Source organism: Sphingobium sp. WTD-1 (genome assembly GCF_030128825.1).
GTDB lineage: Bacteria > Pseudomonadota > Alphaproteobacteria > Sphingomonadales > Sphingomonadaceae > Sphingobium.
Genome location: NZ_CP119127.1, coordinates 165,143 through 190,878 on the forward strand (window position 1 = coordinate 165,143; position 25,736 = coordinate 190,878).

The window sequence follows — 25,736 nt, forward strand, 5'->3', positions numbered from 1 at the left end:
CCGATCAGCAGTCGCCGATACGGCGAAGCATCCGTCGGGCAGAGATGACCAGCATATGATTGCTACCGGTCGGCAGGCTCAGCCGCTGGATCATTCGCATGTCGAGTTGCAGGCGGTCCGGTCCGATCATGCCGTCAAACCGGACGGACGGCGTCACCGCCTTTCCAGCCGACCGCATGATCGGCGCACAACTGGCAAGGCCCGATACCGCCGGACCGTCGCGATCGAGCCTCTCGACCCGACAGCCTTCGAACCGCTGGTTGAGGAAGCGCTCCATCTCATCCTGCTTTCGCAGATAAGGCTCCCCGCAATGTTCCTCGACCCGGTCGAGCTTGGCGAGCAGATCGCGAAAATCACCGGGCAGTTCGCCATCGGGCACGCCACGATCGTCGATGCTGATGCCGATCGGCACAGTCTCGTCGCGCCAGCGACCCAGGCGCGGGACATTATCGGGATCATCCAGCGCCGGCTTGCATCCTGCCAGCAGCAGCGCCGCGCACATCCATTCTGCTCGCATATGCCCCCCAATCCCCACCGGAGGGCATAGAAGCGGCGGATTACCGGATTGCTAATCCGCCGCGAATGACTGTCAGGCCGGGCAGTCGCCGTCGCGCTTGCCGGTCAGGTCATGGGTGGTGCGCAGCACCGGCTTGCCGCCCTGCGTCTTGGTCATGGTGGTGCCGAAGGTCAGCGTGTCTTCGGTAAAATTGCCTTCGACCACGATTTCCGAGGTGCCGGCGCCCGCCTTGCAGGCGAGGGTCGCGATCAGCCGGCCCTTGCGCACCATCTTGTCCTTGTAGCTGCACTCACTGCCTTCCGCCCCGGCCAGCGCATCGGCGTCGGGCACGCCGGCGGCATCGACCTTGATGCAGATCTTGTCCTCGCTCACCTGCTTGAGCGCGGCCTGATATTCCTCCGCCGTGACGGTGGGGGTATTGTAGCCGGTGGTCTTGCGGCTGATTGCCCATTGCCCTGTCTTCATCATCGCCGGCGCGGCTTCCTCCTCCTGCGCGGGCGGAGCGGCCGGTTCGCTGCCACAGGCGGCAAGGGTCAGGCTGGTGGCCAGCAAGCCGCCCAGCGTCAGAATGTCACGCATATCCTCTCCCCGTTCGTTCCACGGCGGCACGCTCTACCGATGCGCGCGCGGGCGCAAGGGAAATTATCGCGCCCATTCATTCATCGCCGCCGGCGCCCGGCGGACAGGGTGGGCGCATGGAAATCGGCCGGCTTGTCGGCGATCCAGGCGAGGAAGCGGGCGATGGCGGGATGGCTGCGCAAGGCCATGGCATCGGCATAGGCGCGGGCCAGTTCCACGTTGGACAGGGTGGCGTGGATGGTGCGGTGGCAGATCGGATGCACCGCCACCATCTGTCGCCCGCCTCGGCTCTTGGGCACGGGATGATGCCATTCGATCCGCGCGCCGAGCGGGCGGGCGCAGAGCCAGCAGCCTTGTCCCTCCCCCTGCCTCACTCGGCCCGATCGACGCCATCAGGGAGGAACATGCCAAACCTCATTGCCCCTCCGAACAGTCCGGGCCGATCCAGCGGCCCTCAGACCGTGCCTTCATCGCCATCTCCATGCCATTGGGCAAGCCGGTCTGGCGCATGTCCATCTGCACCGCATAGCTGTCGGGCGCATAGATGCCGGCCATCGTCATGCTGCTCGTGCCGCCATCACGCTGGCAGGTGACATTGCCCTTCACCGTGCCACCGCGCACGGCGAAGTCGCTGTAGCGGCAATCTTTGCCGGGATCGCCGGAAAAGGCGCGGCCGTCGGGATGGGCGGCCTGCTCGGGCGTGACGCAATAGCGCAGCGTGTGGTTCATCGCCTGCTGCATCTGCTGGCGCGCTGCAGCGGGCATGGCCTCGCCCCCGCTCATCTCGATCCGTTCCATCACGAAGCGGCCTTCCCACTGACCGGGCTTGAGTTGCACCTTCTCGATCTGCGTGACGGCGGCGTCATGGCTCATCGCATCGGTCGCGGCGATCTGTGTGCCCTGGCTGGCGGGTGGCTTGTCGCATCCGGCCAGCGCCGCGAGCGCGCAGGCCAGCAGGCCGTTGGTCAAGGCTTTGGTCATCACCGGCTTCCCCTGGCATATCTTGGCAGAAGCGACCCTTTATCTGGCCCAGACTTAGCAAGCGGCGGCGGGTCTGGATATCGGGATTATTGCGATCCGGGGTGGCGGGGCGTGGCAAGGTGCTGAGGTGCGCTCCACTATCATTTGTTCTTGATTTGTTCTTTAAATTGTGATAGGCGATCCTTCATCATGGGGGGGGGGGGCGTGTCGATGACCGGGAGGGAGTCCGTTCGATCCAATCGCGAAACCGCATTCAGTCTTTATCTCCGCACCGGTCGGCGTATCGGGCCGGACGCGATCGAGGTGAAATTCAACCCCTGGCATGACGAGGAAAACGGTCGCTTCACCTTCCGTGGACAGGGCCGCTATTTCGGCGCCACGGGTGGCAACGCAAATGCGCCTTCGTCCCGTCCCGGTGGCACCGGCGTCGCACGGCCATCGTCACCGTTGGCGACAAGGAGAAATGGTGCTCCTGATCGCGATCGCTTTCGCGCCGATCACCCCGCCAATCACTCGCTCTACATGGTCAAACAGGGCGACACGCTCAGCCGTATCGCCGCCCAGCGCCAGGGGCTGACGGCTGCGGACCTCGCCTGGCTGAACAACATGCCGCTCGATCACCCCTTGCAGATCGGACAGCGACTGAAGCTGCCACATCAGGCCTATCTGGACGCGGGGCGGGCAGCCAAGAACAAGGTCGTCGCCCTTGCCCATTATATGGATACGCATGGCGGGGACTTGCCGCCCGATCCGGCTGATCCGCCGTCGCTGGAAAGCCAGCTACTGAACTCGAACTGGCAGCGGGAAGTGAGAAATGGCTATGCTTTCGATATCGATGTCATCGCTCGCCCAAGAGACATCAATGCCGAACTCACCGATGGGCCGATCGCCAAACGCTCCCGGCAGGAACAGGCTCAAGCAGGTCAGCCGGATCGTCGCCCCGGTGACGATGGCGGTCATTTCATTGCTGCCCGTTTCAACGGTCCCGGCGACAGCTTCAACCATTTCGCCCAGGATCGGAATTTCAATCGAGGCGCCTACCGCGCTATGGAAGACGGGTGGACGCGGGCACTACGCAACGGAAAGAAGGTCTTTGTCCATATCGTTCCCTTCTATGAGGGATCGTCCAAACGGCCCTATCGAATCCATGTTACTTGGCGCATCAACGGCGTCGAAGAATCCAAGGATTTTTCGAACGAAAGAAAAGGCCGGCCTCATGAGCGATAAACTCGATACCCTGGGACCGCTCATGAACGAGATCGGTCAAGAATTGGCCAGCTTGGTCGGAGGCGATCCAGATGGCGTGTTTCTGTATGTGGAAATCGGAGACGGGTGGGTAAGCCCCAGCGTTTTCAAGGATGAAGGCGACGTCGTTCGTTATTATAATCCGCGCGACACAAATCTCAGCGATATGCTTTGGGAAGCCTGGTATCTGGAACCCGACGGCCCCAACATGCGCTGGTCGGTGTTGGAATATATGATCACTGGGAAGAAATTTCATGTCAGCCTGAAATATCCTGAAGAGGTGGATGTCGAAGTTATCGATAGCGAGCGCCGCGAAGCCGCGTTGCGCGCGCGGTTCGGTGACAAGCCGGTGATCTATCCGCCGCCGCCCAAGAGCGCGTTCGAATTGCAGCCCTGACTTGCCAGGCCGCGGATTGCGCCCTTGCCCAAAGGCCCCATATTACGTCCATGTCGATTCTGATCCGCACCAGCCTTGAAGAACCCGAAACCGGCCAGGACTTCGTGCCGCACCGGCCCGCGCGTCCGGAGAAGAGCGAGGGTGGACGGCCCTTCACCCTGGTCAGCGACTATGAACCGTCGGGCGACCAGCCGACCGCGATCGCCGAACTGGTGGCGGCGGCCAAGCAGGGCGAGAAGGACCAGGTGCTGCTGGGCGTCACCGGATCGGGCAAGACCTTCACCATGGCCAAGACGATCGAGGCGTTGCAGCGTCCGGCGCTGATCCTGGCGCCGAACAAGATTCTCGCGGCGCAGCTCTATGGCGAGTTCAAGAGCTTCTTCCCCGACAATGCGGTCGAATATTTCGTCAGCTATTACGACTATTATCAGCCCGAAGCCTATGTCGTGCGGTCGGACACCTATATCGAGAAGGAAAGCTCGGTAAACGAGAGCATCGACCGGATGCGCCATTCGGCCACCCGCGCGCTGCTGGAGCGGGACGATGTGATCATCGTCGCGTCCGTCTCGTGCCTCTATGGCATCGGGTCGGTCGAAACCTATTCGGCGATGACCTTCTCCATGAAGAAGGGCGGAATCGAGGACCAGCGCGAAATCATCCGCAAACTGGTGGCGCTGCAGTATAAGCGCAACGATGCCGGCTTCGCGCGCGGCAATTTTCGCGTGAAGGGCGATAATCTGGAAATCTTCCCGTCCCACTATGAGGATACGGCCTGGCGCATCAGCTTCTTCGGCGACGAGATCGAGGAGATTGTCGAGTTCGATCCGCTGTCCGGCAGGAAGGTCGCCAGCCTCGATTATGTGAAGGTCTTTCCCAATAGCCACCATGTGACCCCCGGCCCGACCTTGAAGCAAGCAATGGAGGCGATCCGCTTCGAGCTGACCGAGCGGCTGAAGGAACTGGAGGCCGAGGGCAAGCTGCTGGAGGCGCAGCGGCTGGAACAGCGCACCAATTTCGACCTGGAGATGATCGCGGCGACCGGCAGCTGTGCGGGGATCGAGAATTACAGCCGCTTCCTGACCGGCCGCCTGCCCGGCGAACCGCCGCCGACGCTGTTTGAGTATCTGCCCGAAAATGCCGTGCTGTTCGTGGATGAAAGCCACCAGACCGTGCCGCAGATCGGCGCGATGGCGCGCGGCGACCATCGGCGCAAGATCACGCTCGCCGAATATGGCTTCCGTTTGCCCAGCTGCATCGACAACCGGCCGCTGCGCTTCAATGAATGGGATGCGATGCGGCCGCAGACGGTCAGCGTCTCGGCGACGCCCGGCCCGTGGGAGATGGAGCAGACCGGCGGCGTGTTCAGCGAACAGGTGATCCGCCCCACCGGCCTCATCGACCCGCCGGTCGAGATCAAGCCGGTCGAGGACCAGGTCGACGACCTGATCAACGAATGCCGCAAGGTCGCGGCCCAGGGATACCGCACGCTTGTCACCACGCTGACCAAGCGAATGGCGGAGGATCTGACCGAGTTCATGCATGAGGCCGGGATCAAGGTCCGCTACATGCATAGCGATGTCGAAACGCTGGAGCGTATCGAGTTGATCCGCGATCTTCGCCTGGGCGTCTATGACGTGCTGATCGGCATCAACCTGCTGCGCGAAGGGCTCGACATTCCCGAGTGCGGGCTGGTGGCGATCCTCGACGCGGACAAGGAAGGCTTTTTGCGCAGCGAGACATCGCTGATCCAGACGATCGGCCGCGCCGCCCGCAATGTCGATGGCCGCGTCATCCTCTATGCCGACCGGGTGACGGGCAGCATGGAGCGCGCGCTCAACGAAACGTCCCGCCGCCGCGAAAAGCAGCAGGCCTATAATGACGCGCATGGCATCACGCCCTTCACGGTGAAGAAGAATATCGGCGACATCATCGCCCATGTCGCGAGCAAGGATCAGGTCACGGTCGAGACGGGGCTGGAGGACAGGCCCCACCTCGTCGGCCATAATCTGCGCGCCTATATCGAGGATCTGGAGAAGAAGATGCGCGCGGCGGCGGCGGACCTGGAGTTCGAGGAAGCCGGCCGCATCCGCGACGAGATCCGCAAGCTGGAGGCGGAGGAACTGGGCCTGCCGGCGGACCAGCAGGTGGCCGCCCCGCGCGGCCGCGCGACCGAGGGGAAGCCGGGGACGCGCAAGGGACGGTTCGGGAAGACGACACGGAAGTTCGGGCGGTGATACGCCGCCGCCTGCTCCTGATCGGTGCAGCGCTGGGCATCGGCCTCGTCATTATGCTCGCCGAAAATGTGGCGGCCGATATCGTCGTCGTCGGACGGACGCCCTTCACGAACGGACGCCTGGGCTTCATCGATGCGCCCGATGGCGTCCTATTTCATTTCGCCATCGCGGCGCTGCCCATGCTGGCACTCGCGCTGATCGGCAGTTCCCGGCGATGGCTCTGGGCGGTGGCGATCGGCATGACGGCGCTGTTCGCGACCTTTGCCGTCTGGCAATTGCGGCAGGATTATCTTGCCGACTTTGCCGGCGGCGCGAATATCGGCCTCGGCATCATCATGATGGCATCGCCCTGGATCACGCTGATCATGATGGGCGTCATGGCATTGCTGGCGCGGATCATCGGCGCCCGATCAGGACCGGGCGCCGCCTAGAGCGTTTTCCAATCAGGTGGAATCACCTGATGACTCGGGAAACGCGTCAAAACAGGAGGATAGAGCAGTCGAGCCGACGCAGTCGGATCGGAATCTGCTCTAGACAGGGATCAATGCGTCCGGCTGGTCACCTTGGCGGTGCCGTCGGGCAGGATTTCGATCAGGTGCGCGGTCTCGTTGTCGCACTGGGCCTTCCAGCCCTTGACGCCCGGCCGGATTTCGGCGCGTTCCGAGCCAGTGACCGAGGGGCAGGCGACGCCCGATGCCTTGATCGCCTTTTCCAGCACGCCGTTGCGCAAGTCGGGATTGAGCTTGGCGACTTCAGCCGCTGCACCGGTTTCGGGCATGTTCCGGTTCTCGACCGCCGTCACCTCATCGCCGCCGCCACAGGAGGCGAGAAACAGCGCCGTCGCCAGCAACATCATAGTCCGCACGTCTTTTCCTTCCATCATGCCGCAAATCCGTCGGTCGCGCGGATCAGCGCGTCCAATATGCCCGGTTCGTTGAACGCATGACCGGCGCCTTCGATCATTTCAAAGCGCGCCTGCGGCCAGGCGCGGTGCAGCGCCCAGGCGGTTTCGGCCGGGCAGGCCATGTCGTAGCGGCCCTGGACGATGACGCCGGGAATGTCGGCCAGCTTGCCGGCCTCGCGGATCAGCTGGCCATCCTCCAGCCAGCCTCGATGGACGAAATAATGATTTTCAATCCGGGCGAAGGCGAGCGCGAAATCATCGCCCTCATGGGTGGCTGACAGCGCCTCATCCGGCAGCAGGCGGATCGTCTCGCCCTCCCAGACACTCCAGGCCTTGGCGGCAGCGACCTGCGCGGCGCGATCGTCGCCGGTCAGGATGCGGCGATAGGCGCCGACCATGTCGTCGCGCTCGCCCTCCGGAATTGGGGCCACGAAGCGTTCCCACTTGTCGGGATAGATGCGGCTGGCGCCCTGTTGATAATACCAGTCGATCTCTGACTGGCGGATGGTGAAGATGCCGCGCAGCACCAGTTCGGTGACGCGAGACACATGCGCCTGCGCATAGGCCAGTGCCAGGGTCGAACCCCAGCTGCCGCCGAAGACCAGCCACTGGTCGACGCCCATCATCTCGCGCAAGCGCTCGATATCGGCGACCAGATGCCAGGTCGTGTTGGCATCGAGATTGGCGTGCGGGGTCGATCGGCCGCAGCCGCGCTGGTCGAACAGCAGCACGTCATAGCGGGCGGGATCGAACAGGCGGCGATGATCAGGCGAGATGCCGCCGCCCGGCCCGCCATGCAGGAAGACCGCGGGCTTGGCGCCGGGCGTGCCGGACCGTTCCCAATAGAGGCTGTGGCCATCGCCTACGTCAAGATGACCAGTGGCGTAGGGTTCGATCGGCGGATAGAGGCTGCGCATGACACCGTCCTAACAGGCGGCGGGACGAAGCGAAATGGGGGTTTGACGCAATGCGGACGATGAAGATCATGCTGGGCGCGCTGGCGCTGATGCTGGGCGTGCAGGGGGGCAATGCCAAGCCCGCCGCGCCGGCAAGCGCCAAGCGACTGGTGATCGTCGACGACGACATGATCGGCCTCAATGGCGTGCCGCTGCTGTTGCTGCAAAGCCCGGATGTCGAGGTGCTGGGCATCACCACCACCAGCGGATCGGTGTGGCGCGATACGGCCACCGCCTATGCCCTGCGCACGCTGGAGATATTGGGCCGGACCGACGTGCCGGTGGTGCCGGGCGCGACCTTCCCGCTGCTCAACAGCGCCGAGGCGACCAAGCGCTGGGAAGGCCAATATGGCCGGCTGGTGTTCAAGGGGCCATGGACCGATTACTGGCCGGGCGACACGATCCAGGAGCATCCCGGATCGACCGATCCGACCAAGGTGCCCGACCTGCCGATCGGCAACCCCAGGACGAAGCCCAGCGCAGAGATTGCCGCCGCCTTTCTGGTGCGGATGGTGAAGGCGCATCCGGGTGAGATCACCCTGTTCGCGACCGGGCCGATGACCAATATCGCCATCGCCCAGAGCCTGGACCCCAGCTTTGCCGCCAATGTGAAGGAAATTCTCTATATGGGCGGCAGCCTGGCCCCGCATCAGGTGCTGGAAGGGCCGTCGGCCGAGCAGTTTGCCCGCGAATTCGTCAATTCGCCGCGCCGCGAGTTCAACATCCGCTGGGACCCCGAGGCGGCGAAGATTTTTGCCCATGCGCCGTGGAAGAAGATCACGATGATCCCGGTCGATCCGTCCACCGGCACGCAATGGACCCGCGCCTTCCTCGACGGACTGAAGCCCGCCCATACCCCGCTGACCGATCTGTTCCAGACCGGGCTGGAGCCGGGCTATCCGATGTGGGACGAGATCGTCGCCATGGCCTGGCTCAATCCGGAGATCGTGACGAAGGACGAGACTTTGTGGGTCGATTTCGAGACCAGCCAGACGGCGGCCTATGGCGACACCCTGTCCTGGACGGAATCCTATCGCCCGCATCTGGGCGAGCAGGCGCAACGCGTGATCCTGTCGGTCGACCGGGCGAAGATGGAGGCGGCGATGGCACGCCTCTATATGCGGCCCGTCGGCAAGTCCGCGAAATAAGCGCTATTCCCGCTTCTTCTTCGCGCCGGGCCTGATGCCGGGCTTGGCCTTTGCCTTGGGACAGGGCCAGGCCTGGCGCGTGGCGGTGAAGACCAGGGCGGAGGCGGACTGGGCGCGCTTGTCCGGATTGGCGCGCAGATAGTCGACGGTGGCGCCCTTCAACTGATTGAGCGTCACATCGGCAGGGATGCAGCTTCTGAGGCCATTCACCTCGCGCGTGGTGTTGAACGCATCGACTGCGCCAGCGACATAGCCGACGCATTCATAGCTCTTCTCGAAAAAAGCCTTGTCGGTGCGGTTGGCGGTGCAGCTTTCCAGCAGCGCCTCGCCCGAATAAAAGCCGGCCTGTGCGCTGCCCGGCGACAGCCCCGCCGCCGCAACCAGTATCAGGCCGCTTGCCCTCCGGATCGTCATGCGCGTGCCTCCCGCCTTATGAGGATGCGTCCGCCTTCGGATAAGACTGGACATGCAGGGGAGGGAAAACCGCTTCGAGCGACTTTGTGTCCGGCAGCACATAGACATAGCCGCCCTTTTTCAGAAATTGCGGGCGCAGGCCGCGATTATAGAAGGCGATCGGCACGTTGATGCAGCCAAAGGTGATGCGATTATCGTCGATCGTCGGCGACAGCATGCGCTCGCGCCGCTTTTCCTTGGGATTGCCCTTGGGGATAGTGTGCATCGCGACCGAGGTCGCATAATCGACCCACAGCACGCGTTGCTTGCCCGCCGCCAAGCCGAACTTGGCAAGGAAGCGGCCGGCCGGCGTGGTCTTTTCCGCCGGGCCGATCTCCGCCAGGCTCTTCTTGCCGACACCCGGCGTGGCATCGTCTCCGGGCGCGATGCCGATCAGCACCGGCGCATCGGCCAGCGCCTTGCCCCTGGCATCGAACAGGAAGACATGGGCCGCCTGCTTATCGACGATGGCATAGGGCAGGCCATGATTGTCGCCGGTCGCGGCGATCCAGTCGATCACCCGGCGCGCGTCGGGCGATCGCGGGGTTTCAGGTGCTGGCTTCTCGGACGCGGCCGCTTCCGGCGCGGCCGCCAGCGCGGGGGAGGCACCGAACAGCGCCAGCATCGCCAGCGCCCATGGGAATATGTGCATGGAGGAGCCTATCCGGGAATGGGGCCGGCGCCCCCATGACGCGGGGGCGCCGGCGCGGGATCGGGGCCAGCCCGACCGGATCAGTTATGTGATCAGTTGCGTGATCAATTACGTAATCAGTTTCTGGCGCGCTTGGTCTTGGCTTCGCGCATCTGCTGCTCGACACCATCGACGCGGGCGTTCAGCTGATCGAGGCGCTGGCCGTTATTCTGGGCCTGACCGGCGGCCGACTGGGCCTGGGCCAGGGCCTGCTGCGCCGTGCCGTCGGTGGTCTGCAGCTTGGCGTCGAGCGCATCGACGCGCTGGTTCACGGTCGCCACCTGTTCGCGCACGAAGGATTTCGTGGCACAGCCACCCAGCCCCAGCGAGCCCACCAACACCATGGCAATGGGGGCTAATTTCATCGGGTGCGACATCATTTTCTCCTTATCATCTGCCCCCGCGCCGTCCCAAGCCGAGCCCGTTAACCATGACAATATGATTGGGCCTGAACGTGCATGTGGAGAGCCGAGTGGACGCGGCGGACCTGCCCTGCCCTTCGACCAACGACCGGAATCGATCGACCGGCATCGACGCGGATCGTTGAACGGATGCGCGATCGGGCGCATGCTGGCGCGCCTTCCATGAGGGGAAAACCATGCGCCTGATGCTTGCCCTGGCCCTGAGCGGCCTTGCCCTGTCCATGCCGATCATCGCCACCGCCAAGACCGATTTTGCCGCGGCCGTGGCTGACCCCAAGCGGCCCGCCGACGCACAGGCGCTGGACGAAAGCCGCAAGCCGGCCGAGACGCTGGCGTTCCTGGGCCTCAAGCCCGGCATGAAGGCGGCCGACATCATGACCGGATCAGGCTATTGGGCGGAGATCATGGCCGATGCGGTCGGCCCCAAGGGCAAGGTGACCGGGTTCGAGCCCAGCCAATTCTATGCCAGCGAGGAAGAGAAACCCAAATGGGCGGCACTGGTCGCGCGCCGGCCGGAAGTGGACTGGGTGCGCTATCCGTTCGAGGCCTTCGCCGCGGCGCCCGACAGTTTCGACTTCAGCATCATCAATCTGAGCTACCATGATCTCTACTGGCAGTCGGACAAGTTCGGCATTCCGCGCACCGACCCCGATGCCTTTGTGAAGACGCTCTATGCCGCGACCAGGCCGGGCGGGATCGTCGGCATCATCGACCATGTCGGCCCGGCCGGCGACACCCGCGCCGTCGTGGACAGACTGCACCGGATCGATCCGGCGGTGGTGAAGGCCGACTTCCTGCGTGCCGGCTTCGTGCTGGAGGCGCAAAGCCCGCTGCTCGCCAATCCGGCCGACGATCATAGCAAGCTGGTGTTCGATCCCGCCATTCGCGGCAAGACCGATCGCTTTCTCTACCGGTTCCGCAAGCCGAAATGAGGCAGCGGATTTGAGCGCAACGCGCGGGATGACGTCGCGCCGCGCGCCGCCCATGCTGCGCGCCATGGACCTCACCGACCTTGACCGGCATGGCGCCGCGCGCCTGCCTGCCCTGCTTTCCCCGGACCAGTGCGACGCGATCGTCGCGCTATGGGACCAGCCCCATGCCTTCCGCAAGGAGGTGGTTATGGCGCGCCATGGCTATGGCCGCGGGCGCTATCGCTATTTCAGCTATCCGCTGCCCGAGCCGGTCGCGGCGCTCCGCGAGGCACTCTATCCGCCGTTGGCGCAGGTCGCCAATCGCTGGGCGGCGATGATGGGGAGCGATGCGCTCTACCCCACCCGTCACGCCGATTTCCTCAACCAGTGCGCGCTTGGTGGCCAGGACAAGGCGACACCCTTGCTGCTGCGCTATGAGGCGGGCGACTGGAATGCGCTGCATCAGGATGTTTATGGCGCGACCATCTTCCCGTTGCAGGCCACGATATTGCTGTCGGAGCCGGAGGCGGACTTCACCGGCGGTGCCTTCATCCTGACCGAGCAGCGCCCGCGCATGCAGTCGCGGCCTGAAATGGTGCCGCTGCGCAAGGGCGATGCCGTGGTCTTCCCGGTGCGCGAACGGCCGGTGATGGGCACGCGCGGCGTCCATCGGGTGCAGATGCGCCATGGCGTCAGCCGGCTCTTGTCCGGCATGCGCCACACGCTGGGCATCATCTTCCACGACGCCCAGAGCTAGGTGGGGCGGCGACGCCGCCGCCCCGCCCGTTACGCTCAATCCAGCGCCGGATCCTCATATTTGAACGGATCGCTGACCGCCGGCTGGGTCGGCAGCGGCATGCTCGGCAGGGTCTTGTCGCTGTTCGCCGCCTGTAGCAGCATGCCGGCGAGGACGACCGCGCCCTGGCGCATATCCTCCGCCTTCAGATGATCGAAGGTATCGATGCCGCTGTGATGGACGCGGCTTTCATAGTCGAGCGGATCCTGGATGAACTGATAGCCGGGCACGCCGATCGCCTGCATATATTCATGGTCGGTGCCGCCGGTCGGCTGCGACACGACATTGCCGGCGCCCATGCTGGCAAAGGGGCTGAGCCATTCGCGCAGCAGCGAGACGGCGGCGACGTTGCGTTCGGCATAGAGGCCGCGCAGCTTGCCCGAGCCATTGTCGATGTTGAAATAGGCCTTGAGGTCCGCATAGCCGGGCTTGGGCGTGATCGGGAAACGGGTCTTGTAGCGGAAATACATTTCCTCCCGTCCCTCTTCCTCCTTCGGCCCCGGCGCGCGGGTGGCGAGATATTCGTCGACATAGGCCATCGAGCCGAACAACCCCTGCTCCTCGCCCGACCAGAGCGCGAAGCGGATCGTGCGCTTGGGCTTGATACCCAGCGACTTGAGGATGCGCGCAGCCTCCATGATCATGGCGCTGCCCGCGCCATTGTCCGCCGCGCCATCGCCCGCGACCCAGCTGTCGAGATGCGCGCCGGCCATGACGTAACCCGCCTTGGGATCGCTGCCGGGGATATCGGCCAGAATATTATAGGCGTTGACGTCGCTATCGTCGAAACGGACGTCGCTGTTGATTTCCAGCACCGGCGCCGGGCCGGTCTTGGCGAGGCGGGCGAGACGGCGATAATCCTCCGCCGCGATCTCGACGCCGGGCAGCGCGGGCGTATCGTTGACGCCGAAATCATAGCCCTCGCCATGCAGCAGCTTGCCGTCGCGATAGGATTGGCGCGCCCATCCGACCGCCCCCTCGGCCTTCAGGAAAGCCTCCAGCTTGCGGGTGAAGCTGAGGCGCTTCATCAGCCGCTCCAGCGACGCGGGATCATTTTTCGGCTGCTCGAACTTGTCGAGCTTCTCGATATCCTCGCCCTTGAGCCGTTGGAAGGCAGCCTCGTTCGGCTCGTCGCCGGTGCCGGGCAGCGACACCAGCACGATCTTTCCGGCGAGCTTGCCGCGCCAGGCATCGAAATCCCGCTCCTTTTTCATCGGGGCAACGATGATCGGCGCGCTCAGCACGCCATTGGTCGGCGGCGTCCAGGCGATGGGGATGGCGGTGAGCTGGATCGGGCGCGGGCTGACCATCCTGACCGACGAACCGGCGATCCACCAGCCGCGACCGAAACGGAAGCCTTGCTTGCGGACATTGGAAAGGCCCCATTGGCGAAACTGGTCGGCGGTCCAGGCCTCGGCCTGCCGCATCTGCGGCGAATTGGTCATGCGCCCGCCAATATCGTCGGTCAGATGCTGGGCGATCTGCATCACCTGGCTGTGGTTCAGCCCTTCGTCGATGACGCGGTTGAGATCGCCGGGCTGCTGCGCGGCGACCGGCGCGGCCAGGCACAGCAAGGGCAGCAGGATGATGGAATGGCGCATATAATCCCCCTTCGTCCGGCCGTCAGGCGCGGCCGCGAAAGCCCGTCTATGCCCGACTGACGCGGGATCGCAAGTGAGGCCGGTCACGCCCCGAACACGCATTTGTTGCACCATGTGACGCGCCGTTACACTTTGCGACAAAACTGTCTTTGCCTTGCCAGATTTTTGCGACAAGTGCCGCCTAAACGAGATCCTGCCAGGGTCCAGATTAGGGGTAAATTTCCGTGCGCCAGACGACGTCGCTGCTGCTGTTTTCATTGATGCTGGGCGCGGCGCCCGGCGCGCTGATGGCGCAGGAAGCCGAGCAGAAGGGGCCGCCGGCCCAGATGGACGAGGGCGACGAGATCGTCGTCACCGGCGCGGTCCAGCGCGGCGCGGTGCCCGGCGACATCAAGCCCGAACAGCAATTGTCGCCCGCCGATGTCCGGGCGCTGGGCGTCACGTCAATTTCCGAAATCATCACCGAATTGTCGCCGCAGACCAACGGCACGCCGGTCATCCTGCTGAACGGCAAGCGCATTTCCAGCTTCTCGGAAATTTCCGACCTGCCATCCGAAGCGGTGTCGCGGGTCGATATCCTGCCGGAGGAAGTCGCCCTGTCCTATGGCTATGCGCCGACGCAGAAGGTGGTGAACATCGTCCTGCGCCAGCGTTTCCGCGCGACCACGGTCGACCTGCGCGGCGGCACGACCACCGATGGCGGACGCGAAAATGGCCAGGGCGAAGTGGGCGTGCTGCGCATCCGGGGCGACAATCGGCTGACGCTGAACGTCAAATATAGCCGGGCCGACAATCTGCTGGAGAGCGAGCGTGGCATCAATGCCGCGGCGCCCAGCATGCCCTATTCGCTGGCCGGCAATATCACCGCGATCGAGCGGGGAGCGGAGATCGACCCGGCATTGTCGGCTGCCGCCGGCCAGAGTGTGACGGTCGCCAGCGTGCCCGGCAGCGCCGCCAATGGCGCCCCCGGCCTCAATGATTTCGTCGCCGGCGCGAACCAGACCAGCGTCAGCAATCTCAGCAAATATCGCACGCTCAGCCCCGCGACCGAGAATTTCTCCGCCAACGCGACGCTGGCGCGGGCGCTGGGCGGCGTATCGGCGACGATCAACGGCCGGCTGGAACTGTCCGACAATGATTCGCTGCAGGGTCTGTCGGCCGCCGCCCTCACCCTGCCCGGCGGCAATCCCTTCTCCGCCTTTGGCGACGATGTCCGCCTCTATCGCTATCTGGAGCAGGCCGGCGCGCTGGGGCAGAAGATCCGCGGCACCACCGGCCATGTCGGCGTCACGCTGAACGGTCGGCTGGGCGGCACCTGGCAATGGTCCTTCACCGGCAATGGCGACATTTCCGACACCCGCACCCGCACTGATCGCGGCGTCGACACGAGCGGCATCCAGGCCGCGCTGGATGCCGGATCGGCCAGCGTCAATCCCTATGGCGCCTTCACCGCCGACCTGTTGCAATCGCGCCTGACCGACCGCGCCCGGTCGCAATCGCGCGCGATCGGCGGCGACCTGCTGGTCAGCGGATCGCTGCTGACCCTGCCGGCCGGCAATGTCATGACGTCGGTGCGGGTCGGGGGATCGGCCAATGGCTTTGAAAGCCATTCGGTGCGGTCGGGCGTGGAACGCGGCTTGGACTATAATCGCGAGATTGCGAGCGGACAGGTCAGTTTCGACATACCGCTGACCAGCCGGTCGAAGGGGTTCCTGGGCGCGATCGGCGATGTCGGCGTCAACATGAACGCCGGGGCGCAGCATCTGTCGGATTTCGGCACGTTGTCGACGCTGGGCTATGGCCTGCGCTGGCGGCCGGTCCCGGCGGTGCAGTTGCTGGTGTCGGCCAATCAGGACAAGTCCGCGCCGACCGGCACGCAGATCAACGATCCGGTGATTTCGACGCCCAACGTGTCGGTGTTCGACTATGCCACCGGCCAGACCGTATTCGTCACGCAATTTTCCGGCGGCAACCCGGACCTGCGATCCAGCACGCGCGACCAGTTCCGCATCAACGCCCGGATCAAGCCGTTCGAGAAACCGAACCTGACGCTGACGGCGACCTATCTCAACAGCCGGACCAGTAACCCGATTTCGGCCTTCCCGACGCCGACGCCGGCGATCGAAAATGCCTTCCCGCAGCGCTTCATGCGCGACGAGGATGGCCAGTTGCTGAGCATCGACGCGCGGCCGATCAACTATCTGCGCTCGCAAAGCGAGCAGCTGCGCTGGGGCTTCGACCTGTCCATCTCGCTGAAGTCGCACATCCAGAAGGTGATCGAGGCGTGGCGCGCGGCCGGCGCCAAGCCCGAGGATCGGCCCAAGGAATTGCAGGACATGCGCGCAGCCTTCGGCAATCGCGGCCCGCGCGACGGCGCGGAGGGCAATCGCGAGGGCGGTCCGCCACGCGGCGAGGGCAATGACGGCGCGCCCCGCGGCGACGGCGACAACAATCAGCGCGGCAATGATGGCCCCGGTGGCCAGAATGGCAGCCAGGGTGGCGGCGACAATGCACAGGCCGGTGGCGATGGTCCGCGCGGACCGGGTGGCCCCGGCGGTCCGGGCGGCGGCTTTGGTGGGCCGGGCGGTTTCCGTGGCCCCGGCGGCGGCCAGGGCGGCGGAAGGCTGACCTTCAGCCTCTATCATACCTGGCACCTGACGGAGAGCATCCTGATCGCGCCGGGCGTGCCCGAACTCAACCTGCTCGACGGTGATGCGGTCGGCTCCTCGGGCGGGCAGCCGCGCCACGAGCTGAAGGCGCGGGTCGGCTATGTGAACAATGGCATTGGCGGCCGTCTGGGCGTAGACTGGGAAAGCGGCACCCATGTCGATGGCGCATTGGGCGGCAGTTCGCGGCTGGACTTTGCCAGCCTGGCGACCGCCAATCTGCGGCTGTTCGCCAATTTCGGCCAGATGCCCAGCCTGGTGAAGGCCCATCCCTTCCTGCGCGGCGCGCGCGTGTCGATCGGTATCGACAATATCTTCAACACCCGCCGTGACGTGACCGATGCGACCGGGGCGACGCCCGTCCGCTATCAGCCGGGCTATCTCGACCCGCTCGGCCGGACCGTGTCGGTCAGCTTCCGCAAGCTGTTCTTCTGAACGGGCGACCGGCCGGGCTATGTCCGGCCGGTCGTCTGTGTCGCTATCCGGCCAGTGCGCGCGCCTGCGGGCGAAGCAGGGCCAGATCGATCGGGGCGGCAAATTCCACCCCCATGCGGTCCTCGCGCGACCAGCGGGTGGTCGCGTCGATACTCTGCCCCTCCGACAGGTCGATCGCGAACTGCGTGCCTTCCGGCACATTCCACAGCCCCTCGATCATCGCGCCGGTGGCGGAGATGTTGCGGATGCGGCCATTATAGACATGGCCGTCATGATGGACGGCGACCGTGCGCAGCATCGCCTTGCGCTCGGGCCGGCTCGACTGGAAGCCTTCCGACCGGGCGGAGACGCCATTTGTGCGCTGCCCTTCCAGCACCTGGGCGGCGGGCATCGGCCGGCCATAGATATAGCCCTGGATATGGCTGCATCCCAGTTGCCGGATCAGGTCCAGCTCGTCGCGGGTCTCAGCGCCTTCGGCCGTGGTATCCATGCCCAGCGCTTCGGCCAGGCTGACGATCGCCTTGATGATCGCGCTGTTGCGGCTGCCCCGGATCGCAGCGCCGCGCACGAAGCTCTGGTCGATCTTGATCTTGTCGAACGGCGCCTTCTTCAGATAGCCGAGCGACGAATAGCCGGTGCCGAAATCGTCGAGCGCCAACCGCACCCCCAGCCCCTTGAGCCGGGTGAACATGGCGTCGGTGCCGTCATTGTCGTTCAGGAACACGCTTTCGGTGATTTCCAGCTCCAGCCGTTCGGGCGCCAGTTGCGCGCTCGCCAGGGCCTGCATGACGGTGGTCGGGAAACCGGGATTGGCGAACTGCATCGCCGAGACATTGACCGCAACGCGGATCCCCGCGTCCCACTGGGCGGCGTCGCGGCAGGCGGTGCGCATCACCCATTCGCCGATCGGCGCGATCAGGCCGCTATCCTCCGCAATGGGGACGAACAAGGCGGGCGAGATGGCGCCGCGCACCGGATGATCCCAGCGCAGCAGCGCCTCATAGCCGGTGATACGCTCGGTCGTCGAACTGACGATCGGCTGGTAGACGAGGTGCAGCCCGTCCGCCGTCAGCGCGTGGCGCAGATCCTGTTCGAGCTGGCGGCGATCCTCCGCATCGGCGTGCATGTCGGCCGAATAGAAGCGATAGACACCGCGTCCGTCGCCCTTCGCCTTGTAGAGCGCCAGGTCGGCATTGCGGATCAGGGCATCGGCAGTGACTCCGTCTTCCGGGCAGAAGGAAATGCCGATCGACACGCCGATCACCACGCCTGTACCCTCGATCGAATAGGGTTGTGACACGGCGCTGATGATCGCCTGCGCCAACAGACCAAGACGGTTGCGGTCATGAAGGCCGTGGACCAGCACCTTGAACTCGTCGCCGCCCTGGCGCCCGACCAGCCCCTGATTGCCGACCACGCGCTGCAACCGCTGGCTGACCTGACGCAGCAGCGCGTCGCCGGCCGGATGGCCGAGCGTGTCGTTGACGCTCTTGAACCGGTCAAGATCCAGCATCATCAGCGCGCATTCGCCCTGCTTGCCGCGCGAGCCGAGCACCGCCTGCTCCAGCGCCTGCAGCATCTGCACCCGGTTGGCGAGGCCGGTCAGCGAATCATATTGGGCGAGGCGCGTCACTTCCGCCTGGCTGCGCCGCATTTCGGTCAAGTCGGTGCCCGATCCGCGAAAGCCGTGGAACTGGCCATATTCGTTGAACACCGGTTCGCCCGAGATCGACCACCAGCGTTCGTCACGCGCGATCGCGGCACGCACGGCGATGTCGGCAAAGCCGGTCCGGGCCGAGAGGTGGAAGCCAAGCGTCCGTTCGCCATCGCCCTGCTGCCGATCGCCCTGCTGAATGATGTCGGTCAGCAGCCGCCCGATCAGGCTGCCCGCTTCCACCCCCAGCGGTTCGGCCAGAGTCGCGGAAATATAGGTGATGCGGCTCTGGCGATCGGTTTCCCAGAACCAGCCCCGGCCGGACAGTTCATATTCTTCCAGCAGCCGGTCGGAGCGCTGCGCCTTGAGATCCTGCCGATGCTGTTCGATCGCCCGTTCACGATCCGCCGCCGCCTGCCGCAAGGTCGCGATCGCCATCACCGCCAGGCAGCTGGCCAGCAGCCCCAGATGCACCATACCCGCATGGGCGATGCCGGCCACCAGCAGCGCCCCCATGAAATAGCTGAGCCCCAGCAGGCGCCGATCGCCGACGATACAGACCGCCAGCAGCGCGATCGCCATTTCCGGCACGGCGGACGGCATCGCCACACCATTGCCCTGCGCCAGCCACAGGCTGAAACTTAAGCCCGAGCAGAAAAGCGCGGGCAGCATCAGCCAGTTCTGGACATGGGGGCGCAGATTGCGGAACAGCGCCCAGCGCGGCACCAGCATCAGCAAGCCGTCGATCAGCACCACGCCGCACAGCAGGGCGCCATGTTCCGGCCGGGTGAAGGAGAGCATGCCGAGCAGCGCTGCAACGCACAGCTTGGCCAGCAGCATCAGCGGCCAGAGGGCGGCGACATGGGTGAAGCTGCGCGACAGCCAGTTGGCGGCGACTTCCGTGCCGCTTTCGGCCAGACCCAGCGAAACCAGCAGGCTCGCGGTCCTGGCCGGCGCATCAGTATCTGTTTTGCGGACAATAGCCATGCCGATCGTCTAACCGACAAAGCTTGAGAAGCGATTACCTGCCGGGTCCGGGAGATTCCCTGATATTCAGCGATCTCCCGGCACGGCCGGTCAGACGCGCATCGGCATCAGCACATAGAGCGCCGGGCTGCGATCATTTTCGCGGATCAGCGTCGGTGCAGCCGCGTCGGCTAGGTGCAGTTCGACGATGTCGGTGTCGATCTGGCCAAGGATGTCGAGCAGATAACGCGCGTTGAAACCGATATCGAAGCCTTCGCCCTGGAACGCGCCGGGCACTTCTTCGGCCGCCGTGCCATTTTCCGGGCTGGTGACCGACAGGGTGATCTTGTCCTTGTCGAGGCTCATCTTGACCGCGCGGGTCTTTTCGGTGGCGATGGTCGCAACGCGGTCCACGCCTTCCTCGAAGCTGCGCGGATCGATCTTGAGCAGCTTGTCGTTCGCGGTCGGAATGACGCGGCTATAATCGGGGAAGGTGCCGTCGATCAGCTTGCTGGTCAGGATCGCGCTGCCCAGGCCAAAGCGGATCTTGCTGGCCGACAGGCTGACCTGCACCGAACCCTCGACTTCGTCGAGCAGCTTGCGCAGTTCGGCGATGCACTTGCGGGGGATGATGATGCCCGGCATGCCATCGGCGCCGTCGGGACGCGGCACGGTGACGCGGGCCAGACGGTGACCGTCGGTCGCGGCGGCCTTGAGCACCGGCGAACCTTCGTCCGAGACGTGGAAATAGATGCCGTTCAGATAATAGCGCGTCTCTTCGGTCGAGATGGCGAAGCGCGTCTTGTCGATGATCTGCTTGAGCGTTTCGGCCGGCAGTTCGAAGCTGGTCGGCAGGTCGCCCTCGGCAATCACCGGGAAATCGTCACGCGGCAGGGTCGACAGGTTGAAGCGGGCGCGGCCGGCCTGGATCAGCATCTTGCCGTCGGCCGCCTGCAGCGACACCTGGCTGCCTTCGGGCAGCTTGCGGGCGATGTCGAACAGCGTGTGGGCGGAAATGGTGGTGGCGCCGGCCTGTTCGACCTGGGCCGACACGCTTTCCACGACCTGCAGGTCGAGATCGGTCGCCATCAGCTTGATCGCGCCATCCGCCGATGCCTCGATCAGCACGTTGGACAGGATCGGAATCGTGTTGCGCCGCTCGACCACCGACTGGACGTGGCTGAGGCTCTTGAGGAGCGTTGCGCGTTCGATGGTGGCCTTCATGTCCCTGTTCTGTCCGTTCTTTTTGCGTCGATGGCGAGGATTCGGTCGAATCCCGGCGGCAATGATGGATGGTCCTTCATAACCGCTATGTCAGCGGCGGCAAGCACCTCGACGCGCTTTCGAAACGAAGCCGGGCTTGCAAATGACGATGGCTTGCGCTTTGCCCGGACCATGCGCCGCCTGCCCGCCCTGCTGATCCCGCTCGTCATCCTCGCCAGTCCGGCCATGGCGCGCGATTCGCTCGGCATTTTCGAAAGCTGGGGGGCGTTTCGCGATCCCGGCGCCGGCCAGAACGGCCCGCGCTGCTACGCCATCGCCATGCCGGTGCCGCGCCGCGCAAGCGATGCGCCCAAGGGTTTTGCCGCCGTCGGCACCTGGCCGCGCCAGCATGTCCGCGGCCAGGTCCATTTCCGCCTCAGCCGGCCGCGCGCCACCAATGCGCGGGTTTCTCTCAGCGTCGGCGACCGCCGTTTCGCCCTGGTTGCGGGCCAGGCCGATGCCTGGGCCGCCAATCCGCAGGACGATGCCGCGATCATCGCCGCGATGCGCTCCGCCAGCAGCATGAGCGTCCAATCGACATCGGCCAAGGGCGGCGCCTTTGCCGACAGCTATGCGCTGCGCGGCGCGGCCACGGCGATCGACGCGGCAGCGCTGGGGTGCGCCCGTTTACGCTGATTGCAACGCCACTTTAAAAATCCGGCAAAATCGACTATGTGCGCGGCCATGCATTCCGCCGCCAATCCCATCATGCCGATTCCCGGCCTTATCGACCCTGTGCCCGTGCCCCGCGCGGTGACGCCCCGTGAGGACGGGCGCGTCGACATGCTGGGCCTGACCCGCGCCCAGATGAAGGGCGTGCTGGAAGAAGCCGGACTCGACCAGAAGGCCGCCAAGCTGCGGTCCAAGCAGCTGTTTCATTGGCTCTATCATCGCGGCGAGACCGATTTCGAGAAGATGACCGACCTGGCCAAGCCGATGCGGCTGTGGATGGCGGAACGCTTCATCGTCGGCCGGCCGCAGGTGGTGGAAGCGCAGGTGTCGAACGACGGCACCCGCAAATGGCTGCTCCGTTCGGACGATGGCCAGGATTATGAAATGGTCTTCATCCCCGATGCGGATCGCGGCACCTTGTGCGTGTCGAGCCAGGTCGGCTGCACGCTCAATTGCAGCTTCTGCCACACCGGCACGATGCGACTGGTGCGCAACCTGACGCCGGGCGAGATCGTGGGCCAGGTCATGCTGGCGCGCGACGCGTTGGGCGAATGGCCCAAGGGCAGCATGGCCAGCGCCAATGACGACGAAACGGACGAGGATTCGCAATATACCGCGGACGGCCGCATGCTCACCAACATCGTGATGATGGGCATGGGCGAGCCGCTCTATAATTTCGACCATGTCCGCGACGCGCTCAAGCTGGTGATGGACGGCGATGGCCTGGCCCTGTCGAAGCGGCGCATCACCCTGTCGACCAGCGGCGTCGTGCCGATGATGGCGCGCGCGGCCGAGGAAATCGGCGTGAACCTGGCGGTCTCGCTCCATGCCGTGACCAAGGAAGTGCGCGACGAGCTGGTGCCGCTCAACCGCAAATATGGCATCGAGGAACTGCTTCAGGCCTGTGCCGATTATCCCAAGGCGAACAATGCCCGGCGCATCACGTTCGAATATGTGATGATCAAGGACAAGAATGACAGCGATGCCGACGCGCATGAGCTGGTCCGCCTGATCCGCAAGTACAAGCTGCCGGCCAAGGTCAACCTGATCCCGTTCAACCCCTGGCCGGGCACCGACTATGAATGTTCGAGCCCGGAACGGATCCGCGCGTTCAGCACGATCGTGTTCGAGGGCGGCATTTCCGCGCCGGTGCGCACGCCGCGCGGCCGCGACATCATGGCGGCCTGTGGCCAGCTCAAGTCGGCGAGCGAGAAGAAGAGCAAGGCGGAACTGAAGCGCCTGGCAGAAGAGAAGCAAGCCGCGCTCGGATAATCCGGGGACGACTGGCTGCGCGCATGCCGCGCGACGACAAGCCCCGCCCGAACCGGCGGGGCTTTTCTTTTGGGGGAATGAGGATGACCGATGACGAGATCGATATGCTGGGACGCGGCTTTTGCACCTGCACTTTGCCCAAGGCGCACTGGACCCACGGCGCCCATTTCGCGACCGCGCTGTGGCTGATCCTGCGCCGGCCCGATGTTGACGCCGAAATTGACATGCCCGGCATGATCCGCCGCTACAATGAAAGCGTCGGCGGGGTGAACAGCGACACGAGCGGCTATCATGAGACCATCACCCAGGCATCGCTGCACATGGCGCGACAGTTGCTGGCCGGCCTGCCCGCCGATGTGACGCCGGCCGCAGCCTATGCCGCGCTGATGGCGTCGCCGCTGGGCGACAAGGACTGGCCCTTCACCTACTGGACGCGCGAGACGCTGATGAGCCCGGCCGCGCGCCGGACATGGGTCGCGCCGGATCGGACGCCGCTGCCGGCATAAAGAAAGGGCGGCCCAAGCGGACCGCCCCTCCCATCTCTTCGATCCGACAGGATCAGAAGCGGATGCCGACGCCGGCCACGATCTGGTGACGCTCGAAATCGCGCTCATAGTTGGAATAGCGATATTCGCCCTTGGCGAAGAGCTGACCGCCCAGCTTATATTCCACGCCGGCACCGACGCGCACACCGTCGCCGACTTCGCTGCCGAAGCCGTCCACGCCCAGACGCGCATTGGTGTAGCCAGCCTTGACATAGGCCAGTGCCTTGCCGCCGATCACGGTACCTACGCGCATGCCCAGATACAGGTCGCGCTCGGCATCTACGCCATGCGCGCTGGCGGTCGAGTCGCTCGCTTCGCCTTCGAAGCCCAGTACGATATTGCCGTTCTGGATATCATAGCCCAGGCCGACGCCGTACATCACGCCATCCATGGTGCCCAGACCGTTGCTGTTGCTGTCCAGCTTGTCATAGCCGACCAGCACTTCAGCGCGGGGACCGGCGAAAGCGGTATCGTCCTGCGCGAAGGCGGGCGTGGCAACAGCGGCGGCAGCAATCGCTGCGAAAATCACAGTCTTCATTGTTTTCCTTGTCGAAAATGCGGAGGTACCGATCAGATCCGGCGCACTCCGTGATACCAAGGGGCGAGTGGCGACTTTGCTCTAGATTTTACACCCCATGATCGGCCTGCACGCAGGCCATCCCCTTTTGCCGCCCCTTCCGGGCGAGCGGGCCGCAGATGCTATCGTAAGGAAAACATTGCAAGATTGGTCCGTCGATTAACGTCAGAACTGTGACAATTACGTGACAGCCACCTGCCGGATCCCATAAAAAAGGGCGGCCCAAGCGGACCGCCCTTCCCCATATTCCGATCTGAAGGGATCAGAAACGGAAGCCGATGCCGACGACGCCAGCGTCACGGCCACCGAAATTATCTTCATACTCGGTGCGCTGATATTCGGCCGAGATGTAGGTGTTCGGGGTCACCGAATATTCCAGGCCACCGCCGTAACGCACGCCTTCCAGCGAGGTGTGGGCGCCAGCGGCTTCGATGCGGCTCGAAGCGTAGCCGACCTTGCCGAACGCCAGGATCTGCGGGGTCACGACATAGCCGAGACGGACCGAAGCGGCGAGGTCGCGGCTGGCGTCGAAGCCCTGGCCGTCGACGGTCGAGTCACCGAACGACACTTCCGGACCGAAGGTCACGCGGTTGGCAACGGCGAGGTCGTAGCCGGCGGTCACGCCGTAGCTGAAACCGTCTTCGCCCTGCGCCTTGTCAAAGCCCATGGTGACGCCAGCGCGCGGACCGGTGAACGGCGCAGCATCCTGAGCGAAAGCGGGGGCCGAAACAGCGGCAGCAGCAGCAATCGCTGCGAAAATCACAGTCTTCATAAAGTCCTCGATATTTATTATGACGCTATGACTTAATTGTTCATCTAGCGTTCAGGTTTGATGCTAGGAAAATATGAAATAGAGTCACACTTCCTCCTGCTTATTCTTCTCCGACACTTCGGAGAGGAACTGCCCCCTCTGCATCATGAGAGCGCAGTGGCCATCTAGGATCGCCAAACTCACTTGCAAAGGGGCAAGGCCTTTATTTCAATCAATTTCAGGGCTTGTGTTGCAAAAGTGTGACAACGCGCCTGCAGCACGACCGGCCGCAAAAAGGGGACGGCCCGACAGTCGCCCCCTTCGCGAAAGCCCCGGTTTTCGGGCGATCAGAAGCGCAGGCCGATGCCCGTCACCAACTGGTGGCGCGACACGCCTGCCTCATAATCGGAATAGCGATATTCGCCCTTGAGAAAGAGCTTTTCGGCGATCCGATATTCCAGACCCGCGCCCAGCCGCAGCCCGTCGCCATTGTCGCCGCCACGGATCAGGCCGCCTTCGCCGTCACTGGCTTCATATTCCATCCGGGCATTGCTGTAGCCTGCCTTCACATAGGCAAGCGCCTTGCTGCCGAGCGGCACACCGATCCGCCCGCCGACATACAGGTCGCGATCGGTTTCGCTCTTGCCGCCGGCGACATGCAGGCGGGTGGTGGAATCGGAAATTTCGCCCTCGATGCCCAGGATCAGGCCGCCCAGGGCAAAGTCATAACCGGCATTGAGGCCATAGAGCAGGCCGTCGGCCGATTTGACGCCCTTGGCATCGACCACATCATAGCCGGTGATGATTTCGGCATGAGCACCCGTGAAAGGGGCATAATCCTGCGCAAAGACAGGTGCCGAAACGAAACATAGAACAGCCGAAGCGATGAAAAACGTGATACTCTTCATACTACCTATCCAATATCTGCGTCGAAGCGCCGAAAATCGTGACAGGCGACCTTATTTATACTCCCATTTCGTGGAGGAATTTTATCAATTCAAATTTCTGTACGAAAATTCTTTGAAGTCGACTTCATCAATCCCTTGCAGGGCCAGCCGTTGATCGCAATCGCACGGCGCACACCATGGCCATTCGACCAA

At 64.3% G+C, this 25,736-nt stretch carries 26 protein-coding genes; 11 read left to right on the plus strand and 15 right to left on the minus strand.

Going from position 1 to position 25,736, the window contains the following annotated elements; translation table 11 throughout:
• Positions 1–4 precede the first annotated feature (4 nt).
• From N6H05_RS00820 to N6H05_RS00835, 4 genes are all read right to left on the minus strand, one after another.
• Positions 5–517, minus strand: a complete 513-nt coding sequence (locus N6H05_RS00820) for a DUF3617 domain-containing protein (RefSeq protein WP_284112324.1) — start codon at positions 515–517, stop codon at positions 5–7.
• A 72-nt stretch (positions 518–589) separates the two neighbouring features.
• The gene (locus N6H05_RS00825; RefSeq protein ID WP_284112325.1) at positions 590–1,096 is read right to left on the minus strand and encodes a DUF3617 domain-containing protein; all 507 of its coding nucleotides are present in this window, start codon (positions 1,094–1,096) and stop codon (positions 590–592) included.
• An 80-nt stretch (positions 1,097–1,176) separates the two neighbouring features.
• Positions 1,177–1,470 (minus strand): HNH endonuclease, encoded by a 294-nt coding sequence (locus N6H05_RS00830; protein WP_284112326.1) that lies wholly within the window; start codon positions 1,468–1,470, stop codon positions 1,177–1,179.
• Between the two features lie 40 nt (positions 1,471–1,510).
• Positions 1,511–2,077: a DUF3617 domain-containing protein gene (locus tag N6H05_RS00835; protein WP_284112327.1), complete on the minus strand. Its 567-nt coding sequence runs from the start codon at positions 2,075–2,077 to the stop codon at positions 1,511–1,513.
• 144 nt (positions 2,078–2,221) lie between these two features.
• Between N6H05_RS00835 and N6H05_RS00840 the strand changes: the two genes are divergently transcribed.
• From N6H05_RS00840 to N6H05_RS00855, 4 genes are read left to right on the plus strand one after another with little or no spacing between them, the layout of a single operon-like run.
• Positions 2,222–3,304, plus strand: a complete 1,083-nt coding sequence (locus N6H05_RS00840) for a LysM peptidoglycan-binding domain-containing protein (protein WP_284112328.1) — start codon at positions 2,222–2,224, stop codon at positions 3,302–3,304.
• Positions 3,294–3,719: a hypothetical protein gene (locus N6H05_RS00845; protein WP_284112329.1), complete on the plus strand. Its 426-nt coding sequence runs from the start codon at positions 3,294–3,296 to the stop codon at positions 3,717–3,719. The genes N6H05_RS00840 and N6H05_RS00845 overlap by 11 nt, the downstream gene beginning before the upstream one ends.
• Positions 3,720–3,769: 50 nt before the next feature.
• Positions 3,770–5,953: an excinuclease ABC subunit UvrB gene (uvrB, locus tag N6H05_RS00850; protein WP_284112330.1), complete on the plus strand. Its 2,184-nt coding sequence runs from the start codon at positions 3,770–3,772 to the stop codon at positions 5,951–5,953.
• Positions 5,950–6,384 carry a hypothetical protein gene (locus tag N6H05_RS00855; RefSeq protein WP_284112331.1) on the plus strand — a complete coding sequence of 145 codons (435 nt, stop codon included), beginning with the start codon at positions 5,950–5,952 and terminating at the stop codon, positions 6,382–6,384. Before uvrB ends, N6H05_RS00855 begins: the two co-directional genes overlap by 4 nt.
• A 110-nt stretch (positions 6,385–6,494) precedes the next feature.
• On the opposite strand, the gene N6H05_RS00860 is transcribed toward N6H05_RS00855, so the two are convergent.
• Both N6H05_RS00860 and pip read right to left on the minus strand, forming a co-directional pair.
• Positions 6,495–6,809: a hypothetical protein gene (locus N6H05_RS00860; RefSeq protein ID WP_284114319.1), complete on the minus strand. Its 315-nt coding sequence runs from the start codon at positions 6,807–6,809 to the stop codon at positions 6,495–6,497.
• Between the two features lie 23 nt (positions 6,810–6,832).
• Positions 6,833–7,774 carry a prolyl aminopeptidase gene (gene pip / locus N6H05_RS00865; protein WP_284112332.1) on the minus strand — a complete coding sequence of 314 codons (942 nt, stop codon included), beginning with the start codon at positions 7,772–7,774 and terminating at the stop codon, positions 6,833–6,835.
• A 50-nt stretch (positions 7,775–7,824) separates the two neighbouring features.
• Between pip and N6H05_RS00870 the strand changes: the two genes are divergently transcribed.
• Positions 7,825–8,961 carry a nucleoside hydrolase gene (locus N6H05_RS00870; protein WP_284112333.1) on the plus strand — a complete coding sequence of 379 codons (1,137 nt, stop codon included), beginning with the start codon at positions 7,825–7,827 and terminating at the stop codon, positions 8,959–8,961.
• Between the two features lie 3 nt (positions 8,962–8,964).
• Here N6H05_RS00870 and N6H05_RS00875 read toward each other — a convergent pair whose 3' ends face one another.
• From N6H05_RS00875 to N6H05_RS00885, 3 genes are all read right to left on the minus strand, one after another.
• A complete protein-coding gene (locus N6H05_RS00875) occupies positions 8,965–9,375 on the minus strand; it encodes a Rap1a/Tai family immunity protein (protein ID WP_284112334.1) in 411 nt (136 codons plus the stop codon).
• Between the two features lie 16 nt (positions 9,376–9,391).
• The gene (locus N6H05_RS00880) at positions 9,392–10,066 is read right to left on the minus strand and encodes a hypothetical protein (protein ID WP_284112335.1); all 675 of its coding nucleotides are present in this window, start codon (positions 10,064–10,066) and stop codon (positions 9,392–9,394) included.
• A 116-nt stretch (positions 10,067–10,182) separates the two neighbouring features.
• Positions 10,183–10,482 (minus strand): hypothetical protein, encoded by a 300-nt coding sequence (locus N6H05_RS00885; protein WP_004209889.1) that lies wholly within the window; start codon positions 10,480–10,482, stop codon positions 10,183–10,185.
• Between the two features lie 221 nt (positions 10,483–10,703).
• Here N6H05_RS00885 and N6H05_RS00890 point away from each other — a divergent pair, with 221 nt between their 5' ends.
• Positions 10,704–11,459 carry a class I SAM-dependent methyltransferase gene (locus N6H05_RS00890; RefSeq protein ID WP_284112336.1) on the plus strand — a complete coding sequence of 252 codons (756 nt, stop codon included), beginning with the start codon at positions 10,704–10,706 and terminating at the stop codon, positions 11,457–11,459.
• Positions 11,460–11,487: 28 nt separating this feature from the next.
• Entirely contained in the window at positions 11,488–12,195 is a 708-nt protein-coding gene (locus tag N6H05_RS00895) for a 2OG-Fe(II) oxygenase (RefSeq protein ID WP_284114320.1), read from the plus strand.
• Between the two features lie 35 nt (positions 12,196–12,230).
• On the opposite strand, the gene N6H05_RS00900 is transcribed toward N6H05_RS00895, so the two are convergent.
• On the minus strand, positions 12,231–13,835 hold the full coding sequence (locus tag N6H05_RS00900) for a M20/M25/M40 family metallo-hydrolase (protein ID WP_284112337.1): 1,605 nt from the start codon (positions 13,833–13,835) through the stop codon (positions 12,231–12,233).
• Between the two features lie 224 nt (positions 13,836–14,059).
• Here N6H05_RS00900 and N6H05_RS00905 point away from each other — a divergent pair, with 224 nt between their 5' ends.
• Positions 14,060–16,936: a TonB-dependent receptor gene (locus N6H05_RS00905; protein ID WP_284112338.1), complete on the plus strand. Its 2,877-nt coding sequence runs from the start codon at positions 14,060–14,062 to the stop codon at positions 16,934–16,936.
• A 43-nt stretch (positions 16,937–16,979) separates the two neighbouring features.
• Here the strand turns inward: N6H05_RS00905 and N6H05_RS00910 are convergent, their stop codons facing one another.
• Entirely contained in the window at positions 16,980–19,577 is a 2,598-nt protein-coding gene (locus N6H05_RS00910; protein ID WP_284112339.1) for an EAL domain-containing protein, read from the minus strand.
• 90 nt (positions 19,578–19,667) lie between these two features.
• On the minus strand, positions 19,668–20,780 hold the full coding sequence (gene dnaN, locus N6H05_RS00915) for a DNA polymerase III subunit beta (protein ID WP_004209883.1): 1,113 nt from the start codon (positions 20,778–20,780) through the stop codon (positions 19,668–19,670).
• Positions 20,781–20,951: 171 nt separating this feature from the next.
• Here dnaN and N6H05_RS00920 point away from each other — a divergent pair, with 171 nt between their 5' ends.
• From N6H05_RS00920 to N6H05_RS00930, 3 genes are all read left to right on the plus strand, one after another.
• Positions 20,952–21,455, plus strand: a complete 504-nt coding sequence (locus tag N6H05_RS00920) for a hypothetical protein (RefSeq protein ID WP_284114321.1) — start codon at positions 20,952–20,954, stop codon at positions 21,453–21,455.
• A 48-nt stretch (positions 21,456–21,503) separates the two neighbouring features.
• Complete coding sequence (gene rlmN / locus N6H05_RS00925) at positions 21,504–22,763, plus strand: dual-specificity RNA methyltransferase RlmN (protein WP_004209881.1); 1,260 nt, start codon at positions 21,504–21,506, stop codon at positions 22,761–22,763.
• 83 nt (positions 22,764–22,846) lie between these two features.
• A complete protein-coding gene (locus N6H05_RS00930) occupies positions 22,847–23,269 on the plus strand; it encodes a hypothetical protein (protein ID WP_284112340.1) in 423 nt (140 codons plus the stop codon).
• A gap of 52 nt (positions 23,270–23,321) precedes the next feature.
• On the opposite strand, the gene N6H05_RS00935 is transcribed toward N6H05_RS00930, so the two are convergent.
• The 3 genes from N6H05_RS00935 to N6H05_RS00945 form a co-directional block, all read right to left on the minus strand.
• Entirely contained in the window at positions 23,322–23,846 is a 525-nt protein-coding gene (locus N6H05_RS00935; protein ID WP_284112341.1) for an outer membrane protein, read from the minus strand.
• A 301-nt stretch (positions 23,847–24,147) separates the two neighbouring features.
• Complete coding sequence (locus N6H05_RS00940; RefSeq protein WP_004209879.1) at positions 24,148–24,657, minus strand: outer membrane protein; 510 nt, start codon at positions 24,655–24,657, stop codon at positions 24,148–24,150.
• Between the two features lie 326 nt (positions 24,658–24,983).
• On the minus strand, positions 24,984–25,544 hold the full coding sequence (locus tag N6H05_RS00945; RefSeq protein ID WP_284112342.1) for an outer membrane protein: 561 nt from the start codon (positions 25,542–25,544) through the stop codon (positions 24,984–24,986).
• Positions 25,545–25,736: the final 192 nt, after the last annotated feature.